General features: G+C 72.4%; 12 protein-coding genes. 6 read left to right on the top strand and 6 right to left on the bottom strand.

Features of this window, described 5'->3' with window-relative positions:
* Nucleotides 1-53: 53 nt before the first annotated feature.
* Nucleotides 54-1,208 carry an iron uptake system protein EfeO gene (gene efeO, locus J7E93_RS34285; protein WP_215073952.1) on the bottom strand — a complete coding sequence of 385 codons (1,155 nt, stop codon included), beginning with the start codon at nt 1,206-1,208 and terminating at the stop codon, nt 54-56.
* A gap of 361 nt (nt 1,209-1,569) precedes the next feature.
* On the opposite strand from efeO, the gene J7E93_RS34290 reads away from it, so the two are divergent.
* The gene (locus J7E93_RS34290; RefSeq protein ID WP_215073953.1) at nt 1,570-2,430 is read left to right on the top strand and encodes a hypothetical protein; all 861 of its coding nucleotides are present in this window, start codon (nt 1,570-1,572) and stop codon (nt 2,428-2,430) included.
* Nucleotides 2,411-3,106 carry a PhzF family phenazine biosynthesis protein gene (locus tag J7E93_RS34295; protein ID WP_215073954.1) on the top strand — a complete coding sequence of 232 codons (696 nt, stop codon included), beginning with the start codon at nt 2,411-2,413 and terminating at the stop codon, nt 3,104-3,106. Before J7E93_RS34290 ends, J7E93_RS34295 begins: the two co-directional genes overlap by 20 nt.
* A 219-nt stretch (nt 3,107-3,325) precedes the next feature.
* On the opposite strand, the gene J7E93_RS34300 is transcribed toward J7E93_RS34295, so the two are convergent.
* Together J7E93_RS34300 and map are read right to left on the bottom strand one after the other, a co-directional pair.
* Nucleotides 3,326-3,976 carry a heme oxygenase (biliverdin-producing) gene (locus J7E93_RS34300; RefSeq protein ID WP_215073955.1) on the bottom strand — a complete coding sequence of 217 codons (651 nt, stop codon included), beginning with the start codon at nt 3,974-3,976 and terminating at the stop codon, nt 3,326-3,328.
* A gap of 118 nt (nt 3,977-4,094) precedes the next feature.
* Nucleotides 4,095-4,952: a type I methionyl aminopeptidase gene (map, locus tag J7E93_RS34305; RefSeq protein ID WP_215073956.1), complete on the bottom strand. Its 858-nt coding sequence runs from the start codon at nt 4,950-4,952 to the stop codon at nt 4,095-4,097.
* A 58-nt stretch (nt 4,953-5,010) separates the two neighbouring features.
* Here map and J7E93_RS34310 point away from each other — a divergent pair, with 58 nt between their 5' ends.
* A complete protein-coding gene (locus J7E93_RS34310; protein WP_215073957.1) occupies nt 5,011-5,241 on the top strand; it encodes a hypothetical protein in 231 nt (76 codons plus the stop codon).
* A gap of 84 nt (nt 5,242-5,325) precedes the next feature.
* Here J7E93_RS34310 and J7E93_RS34315 read toward each other — a convergent pair whose 3' ends face one another.
* Nucleotides 5,326-6,702 (bottom strand): MFS transporter, encoded by a 1,377-nt coding sequence (locus tag J7E93_RS34315; RefSeq protein WP_308368888.1) that lies wholly within the window; start codon nt 6,700-6,702, stop codon nt 5,326-5,328.
* 81 nt (nt 6,703-6,783) lie between these two features.
* Nucleotides 6,784-7,386 (bottom strand): hypothetical protein, encoded by a 603-nt coding sequence (locus J7E93_RS34320; RefSeq protein WP_215073958.1) that lies wholly within the window; start codon nt 7,384-7,386, stop codon nt 6,784-6,786.
* A 103-nt stretch (nt 7,387-7,489) separates the two neighbouring features.
* Here J7E93_RS34320 and npdG point away from each other — a divergent pair, with 103 nt between their 5' ends.
* Nucleotides 7,490-8,194, top strand: a complete 705-nt coding sequence (npdG, locus tag J7E93_RS34325) for an NADPH-dependent F420 reductase (protein ID WP_215073959.1) — start codon at nt 7,490-7,492, stop codon at nt 8,192-8,194.
* Nucleotides 8,195-8,207: 13 nt separating this feature from the next.
* On the top strand, nt 8,208-8,441 hold the full coding sequence (locus J7E93_RS34330) for a hypothetical protein (RefSeq protein ID WP_215073960.1): 234 nt from the start codon (nt 8,208-8,210) through the stop codon (nt 8,439-8,441).
* A 50-nt stretch (nt 8,442-8,491) separates the two neighbouring features.
* Here the strand turns inward: J7E93_RS34330 and J7E93_RS34335 are convergent, their stop codons facing one another.
* A complete protein-coding gene (locus J7E93_RS34335; protein ID WP_215073961.1) occupies nt 8,492-9,286 on the bottom strand; it encodes a site-2 protease family protein in 795 nt (264 codons plus the stop codon).
* Nucleotides 9,287-9,352: 66 nt separating this feature from the next.
* Between J7E93_RS34335 and J7E93_RS34340 the strand changes: the two genes are divergently transcribed.
* Nucleotides 9,353-10,158 (top strand): AfsR/SARP family transcriptional regulator (locus tag J7E93_RS34340; protein WP_215073962.1); only part of this gene is annotated, 806 nt, incomplete at its 3' end.

Here is a 10,158-nt window from a genome sequence, read left to right on the forward strand (position 1 = left end):
TCGGTCCCGCCCCCGGCCCCGCTCCCGGTCGCGTCGGTCATCGCTGGATCCCCTTACTTCACGACCGCGGCGGCGAGCTTGGAGAGCGGCTCGGCCAGCGCGTTGACGCCGTCCGACAGCTCCTTGCGCTCGGCCTTGCCGACCTTGTCGTACGAGGTGAAGACGTAGCCGCTCTTGTCCGTGCGGTACTTGTCGAGGAGCGTGTTCAGCGCCGCGAACCGCTTGTCGAGTTCGGCGACGAGCTTGGCGTCGTTCTTCGAGGCGACCGGCTTGAGCAGCTCGAAGGACTTCTGGGCCCCCTCGACGTTCGCCTTGAAGTCGACCAGGTCGGTGTGGGAGTAACGCTCCTCCTCACCCGTGACCTTGCCGGTGGCGACCTCGTCCAGGAGCTCCTTGGCACCGTTGGCCATCGAGGTGGGGGTGATGTCGGCCTTGCCGACCCGCTTCACCCAGTCCGCGAGATCCTTGTCGAGGGTGTCGGCGAGCTTCTTCTCCGCGTCACCGATCTTCTTGTCCTGCCAGAGCGCCTTCTCCAGGCGGTGCCAGCCGGTCCAGTCCTTCGCCGGGTCCTGGCCCGCCTCCAGGCCGTCCTCGCGTACGTCCACCTTCGGGTCGATGTCGCCAAAGGACTCGGCGACCGGCTCGGTGCGTTCCCAGCCGATACGGGAGTCGGCGTACGCCTTCTTCGCGGCCTCGATGTCCCCGGCGCGGACGGCGTCGGTGAAGACCTTGACCTTCGGCAGCGTCGCGTCGGCCTGCGCCTGCACGTACTGGCGGTAGGCGGCGACGGCGGCGTCCATCTCGGGGGAGCGCTTGGCGGCGGCGGCGCCACCGGTGACGGTGACCTTCTGCCGGATGCCGTCGCCCTTCATGCCGGGCTTGCAGGCGATCTCGTAGTCGCCGGCCTTGACCTCGGCGGTGATGGTGGCCTTGGTGCCGGGGCCGATGTTCTCGCGCTCGGTCACGATCCGGTCGTCCGGGTACAGGACGTAGACCTCGGTGACCTTCGTGCCCCGGTTCTCCACGGCCAGCTCTACGTGCCCGGCGGGGAACTCCTTCCGGGAGACCTCGCAGGAGTCGTCCTTGGCGACGACCTGGACGGCACCGTCGCCGCCCTTCGCGTCGCTCTTCTCGGCGCAGCCCGTGACGGCGGTCAGAGCGGCCGCGGTCGCGGCGGCGGTGACGACGGAGAGACGGACGGCGCGCATAGGGGCTCCATGAAGGGCGAGAGTGGACTGAGGCGGACCTAACTTAACCGAGGCTTACCTGAGCCATGTCCCCGCGTCCAGTGATTCGGCTCTCACGTCCGAAGCGAGTGGGCGAGGGGGACACGGCACGGTCACAGGCCTCTCATGGCCGCCCCATGAGCGGGTCAACGAGCGGTCAAGCGGGCTGATTCCATCCACTTCATGCATTTCATCCACTTCATCTGCTTCATTCACTTCATCCGCTTCTTCGGATTCATCTGCTCTCTCCCGACTACCCGGGACCGCCACCCTCCCCCGCAGGCAGGGCCACGCCCCCGTAACGGTGGTGCGGTCCCGCCGCGTGCCCGGCTAGCGTGCGGACATGCGTCTGCGCCGAGAGAAGCTCCACGGCCCCCTCGTCCTGGCCCGGGACGGCAGGCTCGAACCCCCGCCGCTGCGCATGGAGATGACGGACGGCCGCCGGATGCTGCTCCGCCAGGGCGGACGGCCGGTCCTGCTCGCCCGGGTCGACGAGGACCGGGGCGGGGTCCGTGTCCACCGTCGTCACGGCTACCGCTCGCCCCTGCCGCCGATCCGCGCCTCCGACGCCAGGCGGCGGCCCGACTGGCGGCACCGGTACGCGCGTTGGCTGGAGACCGCCGACGAGAGCCCGCTGCACGCGGGGCGTTGGGTGCTCAGGGAGCGGGAGGTGTTCCCGCCGTACGTCTGGGGCACGGACTTCCTGGCGGCGTGGCCGGACGGGCATCTGGACTGGAACCAGGGCTGGAACGGCGTCGTCCCGCTCCGGCCGCTCTCCGCGGACGACGCCCCGCGCGTCAAGGCGTACCGCAGGCAGGCCAGGGACGGCAGCCTGCCACCCGTCCTGCTGTGGTGGGTGACGGCCTTCGACGGCTGGCTGCTTCTGGACGGCCACGACCGCGCGGTGGCCGCGCTCGCCGAAGGGCAGCGGCCGGGCACGGTCGTCCTGGCCCGTGGAGAGGACGAGGACCGGATCGCGGAGCTGCTCGGGCCGCTCCCGGGGGAGTACGAGCGGCTGGCGGCGCGCCGCTTCCGGGGCCCCGACCCGGAGCGGCAACGGGCGGCGCTCGCGCACGGCCTCTCGCTGTTCGCCGCGGGCGTGCCGTACGACGAGGCGCGAACCCGCGCCTGGCCGATTCCTGGCGGAGCCGCCGAATGGGAGGCCCGGATGCTTGAATTCCGCCATGAACACGACCGCACGTAGCCGTCCGAGCGCCGCCACCGACATCGACGTCCTGCGTGTCTTCTGCGCGGGCGACGGTCGGTTCGGCAACGCTCTCGGTGTCGTACGCGACGGGCGCACCCGCCCCGACGAGGCGTCCCGGCAGGCGCTCGCCAAGGAGCTCGGCTTCAGCGAGACGGTCTTCGTGGACGACCCGGAGCGCGGGGACGTCGACATCTACACGCCCGGTGTGCGGCTGCCCTTCGCCGGTCACCCGCTGGTCGGCACGGCCTGGCTGCTGGACCTGGAGGTCGTCTGTCCGCCGGCCGGTGAGGTGTGGGCACGCGGGGACGGGGAGTTCACCTGGATCGGGGCCCGTGCCGAGTGGGCCCCGCCGCGCACGTTGCGGCGGTACGGATCGGCCGCCGAGGTCGACGCGCTGGACGTGCCGGATCCGGGGGAGTGGATCTACGCCTGGGCCTGGGAGGACGAGGCGGCGGGCCGGATCCGGGCGCGGGCGTTCCCGGGCCGCGGCGACGGCATCGACGAGGACGAGGCGACGGGCGCGGCGGCGCTGCTGCTGACGGCCGAGCTGGGCCGTGCCCTGAACATCACGCAGGGCCGGGGGTCGCAGATCCTGACGGCCCCCGGCCCCGACGGCGTGATCGAGCTGGGCGGACGGGTCCTCCTGGAGCGCACGCTCACGCTCACACCGTGAGGCCCGCGCCCACACCGGAGGCTCACGCCCGGAGGCAGCCACCCGGAGGCTCACGCCCGGAGGCAGCCACCCGGAGGCTCACGCCCGGAGGCAGCCACCCGGAGGCTCACGCCCGGAGGCAGTCACCCGAAGGCTCACGCCCGGAGGCAACCACCCGGAGTCAGTCAGCCGTAGGCAGCCAGCCGGAGGCTCACGCCCGGAGGTCCCCGAGCCCCGCGTTCACGCGCTGAGCGGGAACTCGCTTCCCAGCTCCCGGAAGACCGCGCCGTTGAAGTCGAACGCGCGCTTGCACTCGTCGATGATCCGCTGCTTCTCCAGATCGTCGGCGTTCACCGCGTCGAGCAGCTCGCGGTAGCCGCGCTTGAACGCGGCCGGGTTCGCGATCTCCTCGAAGACGTAGAAACGGACGCCGTCACCCTTGCGGGCGAAGCCCCAGGTGCGCTCGGCCTTGTCACGGATGATCTGGCCGCCCGAGAGGTCGCCGAGATAGCGGGTGTAGTGGTGCGCCACATAGCCGGCCGGCCAGTCGCGCGCGCACTGCGCCACCCGCGCGGCATAGGCGGCAGTGGCGGGCAACGGGGAGAGCCCGTCACGCCACCGCGGACCCCGGAGATGAGCGAGATCCCGCTCCAGCGCCGCCGTCCGGAACAGCTCCGGCCGTATGAAGGGCCCGGCGACCGGGTCGGTCCCCAGGCTCTCGGCACCGTCCTCCAGGGCGCGGTACACGAACCAGAGCTGCTCCGTGTAGCGGGCGTAGGCGTCCACGGTGAGGCGCCCGCCGAGGAGGTCGCTCATGAAGGTCGACGTCTCGGCCTCGGTGTGCTGTTCGTGAGAGGCCGTGCGGATGAGCGTCGAGAAGGGCGTGTCCAAGGCGTGCCTCCGGTACCGATGGGGACGGGACGGGAACCTGTCGAAAGCCTGCTTCTCAGGTGTACCTGAGCCAACTGTTCCCGACGGCCTGTCGGTAAAACGCTACCCCGGTGACGGGTCAGGGCAACGTGAGGATCTCGGCCCCGGTGTCCGTGACGACGAGCGTGTGCTCGAACTGCGCGGTCCGCTTCCGGTCCTTGGTCACCACCGTCCAGCCGTCGTCCCACATGTCGTACTCGTGCGTTCCCAGCGTCAGCATCGGCTCGATGGTGAAGGTCATGCCGGGCTGGATGACGGTCGTGTGGTGCGGGGAGTCGTAGTGCGGGACGATCAGCCCGGAGTGGAAGGACGAGTTGATGCCGTGCCCGGTGAAGTCGCGCACGACCCCGTAGCCGAAACGCTTGGCGTACGACTCGATGACCCGGCCGATGATGTTGATCTGGCGACCCGGCTTGACCGCCTTGATGGCGCGGTTCAGGGACTCGCGCGTGCGCTCCACGAGGAGGCGGGACTCGTCGTCGACGTCGCCGCAGAGGTAGGTGGCGTTGTTGTCGCCGTGAACGCCGTTGATGTACGCCGTGACGTCGAGGTTCACGATGTCCCCGTCCTTCAGGACGGTGGAGTCCGGGATGCCGTGGCAGATGACCTCGTTGACCGAGGAGCAGAGCGACTTCGGGAAGCCGCGGTAGCCGAGCGTGGAGGGGTACGCCCCGTGGTCGCACATGAACTCGTGCGCGACCCGGTCCAGCTCGTCCGTGGTGACCCCCGGCGCGATGTGCTTGGCGGCCTCCTCCATCGCCTGCGCGGCGATGCGGCCGGCGATCCGCATCCGCTCGATGGTGTCGGAGTCCTGGACCTCGGGCCCGGTGTACGGGGTGGGTGCGGGCTTCCCGACGTACTCGGGACGACGGATGGCTCCCGGAACGGAGCGGTGGGGGGAGATCTCCCCCGGTGCGAGCAGCGACTGGCCAGACATGTCAGCGAGTCTAACGACCGGGTCTGGGGCAGCATGGCGTCAGAGGAAGGAGCCGACGATGGCCCTGTTCAAGAAGCGCGCGGTGGGCAAACCGGGCGAGTGGTACTACTGCCTGCAGCACAAGAAGGTCGAGGAGGGCCCCGATTGCCCGGCCAAGAACCGCTTCGGCCCTTACGCCAGCCGTGAGGAGGCGTCCCACGCGATGGAGACGGCGAGGGAGCGCAACCTGGAGTGGGAGACCGACCCGAACTGGCACGACGCCCCGAGGACGGACGAGACCCCGGACTAGGTCGCGTCCGGGGCGCGAGGCCGGCTCCCCTCGGGGGACAAGCCTCTCCCTGGGGGACAGGCCTCCCCCGGGGACAGGCCTCCCTCAGGCCGGGGCCCCGGCGCAGGCCTCCTGCGGGTTGTCCCGCGTCCCCTGAGCCTCCGGCGTCTCCTCCTGCCGAGCCTTGCGGCGCAGGGCGTCCTCGTCCGTCTCCGCGTCGTAGGTGAGGAGCTTCGGCAGGGCCAGGCAGAGCAGCCCCACCGAGGCCACGCACGCCGCACCGCCGGTCCAGATCGCCGCGCGGGTGCCCGTCCAGCCGGCCATGGCGCCCGCGCGGACCTGTCCGAGCTGCGGACCCACGCTGTACGACAGCACCTCGATGCCGGCCAGGCGGCCCCGCAGCTCCTCCGGGATCGTCTGGTTCCAGATCGTCGCGCGGCCCAGACCGCTCAGCATGTCGCCCGCACCGGCGAAGCCCAGGCAGAGCAGTACCAGCCAGATGTTCGAGAACCAGCCCGCGGCCGCGATCGCCAGCCCCCAGCCCGCCGCGCCGCACACCACCAGAAGACCGTGTCTGCGGACCTTCGACGTCCAGCCGCTGGTGAGCCCGAGGACGAGCGAGCCGACCGAGCCCGCCGCGTACATCAGGCCCAGCGACCAGTCCGCGTCCAGCTCGTCGGCGAGGAACGGGAAGATCGTGTTCGGGAAGGCGAACAGCATGGCGGCGAGGTCGACCACGTACGTGCCGAGGAGCACCGGCCGCGACCAGGCGTACCGCGCCCCCTCCGCGATCCCGCGCAGCGACGGCTTCTCCGCGTCGCGCGCGGGCGGCGCCGGGGTCAGCCGCCGGCACAGCAGCACGGAGGCGGCGAAGCCGGCGATGGTCACGCCGTAGGCCGGCGCATGGCCCGCGTACGCCACGACGAGGCCCGCCAGCGCCGGACCCGCGATGGCGCCCATCTGCCAGCGAAGCGAGTTGAGCGCCGCCGCGGCCGTCTGCTGCGCGTGCGGCACGATCCTGGCCATCAGGGAGTCGAGTGCGGGCCGTTGGAGCCCCGCCAGCGCGGAGACACCGGCCGCGACCACGTACAGCGGCCAGAGCATGGGCGAGGGCAGCAGCGAGTTGAGCAGCAGGACCAGGGCGAGCAGCCCGAGCCCCGCCTCGGTGGCGATGATCACCTTGCGCCGGTCGACGGCGTCGGCGAGCGCGCCGCCGTAGAGCCCGAACACGACGAGCGGGACCAGCTCGACGGCGCCCATCGCCCCGACGGCCAGCGGTGAACCCGTCAGCTCCTTGATCTGCAGCGGCAGGGCGATCAGCGCCATGGCGCTGCTGAAGTACGTGACCAGCCCCTGGACCCACAGCAGCCGGAAGTCGGCGGACGACCGCCACGGCGCGAGATCGGGCAGCAGGGAGGTGAGCTTCGGGAGGCGCTTCGAGGGGGGCTTCGAGGGGCTTTTCGAGGGAGGCTTCGAGGTCACGAGGGGCCATGCTCCGGCCCGCCCCGACGGGCGGCAACCCAATTACCGGTGCGCCACGGTCACCGGCGGTACGCCACGGGGCTACCAGCGCGCAGGGGGCGGGGCCGTCAGCTGGTCGGCGAGGAGGGAGAGGCGGTCGCGCAGGCGGCGCCGGCCGCGCGGGGACGGGAGGCTGTTCTCCCCGGCCGCCGCGCTCACCAGGTGCTGGACCGTGTCCAGGTCGACCTCAGCCCCGGCCGGCACGGTCAGCCCCTCGTGGGCCAGGCCGTGGACCTCCGGGTCCCCGCCGTCCAGCGAGAGCACCGTCGCCCCGGCCCTGCGGGCGTCGTGGACCCGCTCCAGGACCCCGGCCCCCGGCCGCTCCGGAGCCACCATCAGCAGCGTCGACCCGCGTCCGGCCGACTCCAGGCGGCCGAGACCGACCGCCAGGTGGGCCGGATCCCCCGGCCGCACCAGATGACGTACCAGCGTCGGCGCCAGCTCCGGCCGGCCCGACCAGGCCGCCTCGTCCACCAGGTGCGCCGCCAGGTGCCAGGGCTCGTACGCCTCCGTGCCCACCAGGAGCAGCCCTCCTCCCTGCGGCACCACGGAGGACCGGAGCGCTCCCGCGAGGCGGCGGGCCGCCCTCGGCCACTCGGTCCCGGCGAGCACGTCCCGCAGCAGCGCGACCCGTACGGCATCCATGGCGCCGCATCTTGCCGCAGCAGCGGTCCGCGCGAGGCCGGTTCTCCACCGTTCCACCCGTACGAGATCCGGACGGGAGCGACCGGCCAGTAATGTCGAGGCCATGACTTCCACCGCTTCGTCTCCCGCCCCCGCCCCCAAGGACCCCTGGGACCTCCCCGACGTGTCCGGCCTCGTCGTCGGCGTCCTCGGCGGCACCGGCGACCAGGGCCGCGGCCTCGCCTACCGGCTCGCCAAGGCCGGCCAGAAGGTGATCATCGGCTCCCGCGCCGCCGACCGCGCGCAGGCCGCCGCCGACGAGCTCGGCCTCGGTGTCGAGGGCGCCGACAACGCCGAGTGCGCGCGCCGCAGCGACATCGTGATCGTCGCCGTCCCGTGGGACGGGCACGCCAAGACCCTGGAGTCGCTCCGGGCCGAACTCACCGGCAAGCTCGTCGTCGACTGCGTCAACCCGCTCGGCTTCGACAAGAAGGGCGCCTACGCCCTCAAGCCGGAGGAGGGCTCCGCCGCCGAGCAGGCCGCAGCGCTGCTGCCGGAGTCCCGGGTCGCGGCAGCCTTCCACCACCTCTCCGCCGTCCTCCTCCAGGACGCCTCGATCGACGAGATCGACACGGACGTGATGGTCCTCGGCGAGGAGCGCGCCGACGTCGAGATCGTCCAGGCACTGGCCGGCCGCATCCCCGGCATGCGCGGCGTCTTCGCCGGCCGGCTGCGCAACGCCCACCAGGTCGAGTCGCTCGTCGCCAACCTGATCTCGGTCAACCGCCGCTACAAGGCGCACGCGGGTCTGCGCGTCACCGACGTCTAGAGCGCCGTCGGGCATGGGGGACACTGGACGGGCACCATCAGCCGTACCCGGACAGGAGCCGACCCCCATGCCCCGCCTCGCTCTGTACGCCCTCGTCGTCTGCGCCCTCGCGGTCGTGGCGGCCGTCGTCTCCTTCGTCTCGGGCAGCTGGCTCGGCGTGATCTGGGTCCTGATCGCCGGCCTCTCCTCCAACATGGCCTGGTACTACCTCCGGCGCGCGAAGGCCGAGGCCCGGACCGAGGCCTAGACCGGCAGAGCGGCCTGGACCGGCAGAGCGGCCTGGACCGGCAGAGCGGCCTAGACCTGGCAGAGCTCCGGCGTCTCCTGCCAGAAGCGGTAGAGGTTCGAGCCGCAGTAGCGGGAGATCTCCGGCACGCCGAGCGCCCGCATCAGCGCGTCGATCGTGTCGAAGAACGCGCCGTTGACCGCCGGGACGAAGAGCAGCGCGATCACGACGAAGAAGCCGTAGGGCGCGTACGGCTCTATCTGCCGCTTCACCTTGTACGAGAGCCAGGGCTCGACCACCCCGTACCCGTCGAGCCCGGGCACCGGCAGGAAGTTCAGCAGCGCCGCGGTCACCTGGAGGAACGCCAGGAAGGCGAGCGCGTACCGGAAGGCGAGCGGCACGCCGTCCAGCGCGTCCAGCCAGAACGGCGCCGTGCACACGATCGCGAACAGGACGTTGGCGAGCGGTCCCGCCGCCGAGATCAGACTGTGCTTCCAGCGGCCCCGGATACGGCCCTGCTCGATGAAGACCGCACCGCCCGGCAGACCGATGCCGCCCATGATCACGAAGAGCACGGGCAGGATGACGCTGAGCACGGCATGCGTGTACGCGAGCGGGTTGAGGGTGAGGTACCCCTTCGCCCCGACGGTGATGTCGCCGCCGTGCAGAGCGGTGCGGGCGTGGGCGTACTCGTGGAGACAGAGCGAGACGACCCACGCCGCCGTCACGAAGAGGAAGATCGCGACACCGGGGGAGGCCGCGAAACCGGTCCACACCGCCCAGCCGGTGACCGCCATGACGGCGAGGATCGCCAGGAACACCGGGCTGATCCTGCGCTCGTGGCTGCGGGTGGTGGCCGTGGACATCGGGGGCTCCCTGGGGCGCGGCGGGTGTGTGCGGGGAACGTGCCGGGGCGGGGGTGAGTTCCTGCGATGATCCCCGGCTCACGGAGAATAGGGCCTGTGCGCTATTCCGTCCTCGGCCCCACCCGGGCCCACACCGCCGACGGCACGCCCGTCGCCCTCGGCGGGGCCCGGCTGCGGGCCCTGCTGACCGTACTGGCGCTGCGGGCCGGGCGGACCGTCCCGGCCGCCGTCCTCGTCGACGAGGTCTGGGACGGTGAGCCGCCGGCCGACGGGGCGGGGGCGCTCCAGGCGCTGGTCGGGCGGCTGCGCCGGGCGTTGGGGCGGGAGGCCGTGGTCTCCGCCCCGGGTGGCTACCGGCTGGCGGCCGGGCCCGACGCTGTGGACGCGCACCGCTTCGAGCGGCTCGCGGGGGAGGGCGTACGGCGGCTCGACGCCGGCGATCCGGCGCGGGCGGCGGAACTCCTCGACGAAGCGCTCGGCCTGTGGCAGGGGCCCGCCCTCGCCGACCTGCCGGACCGCGCCGTGGAGGCCGCACGCTGGGACGCCCGCCGCCTGGACGCCCGGCGCGCCCGCCTGGGTGCGGCCCTCGCCCTCGGGGAGGCGTCGTCGGCCCTGCCGGAGCTGGCCGCCCTCTGCGAGGCCCATCCGCTGGACGAACCGCTGCAGGCCCTGCGGATCCGCGCGCTGCGGGACGCGGGGCGCTCGGCGGAAGCGCTGCTGGCGTACGAGACGGTCCGGCGCGATCTCGCGACCCGCCTGGGCGCGGATCCCTCCCCGGCCCTGCGGGCCCTGCACGCGGAACTGCTGTCCCCCGGCCCGGACGCGGCCCCTGCCCCTGCGCCCGCCCCCGTGCCGGACGCGCCCCCCGCCCC

The organism is Streptomyces sp. ISL-36 (genome assembly GCF_018614205.1).
Lineage (GTDB): Bacteria > Actinomycetota > Actinomycetes > Streptomycetales > Streptomycetaceae > Streptomyces.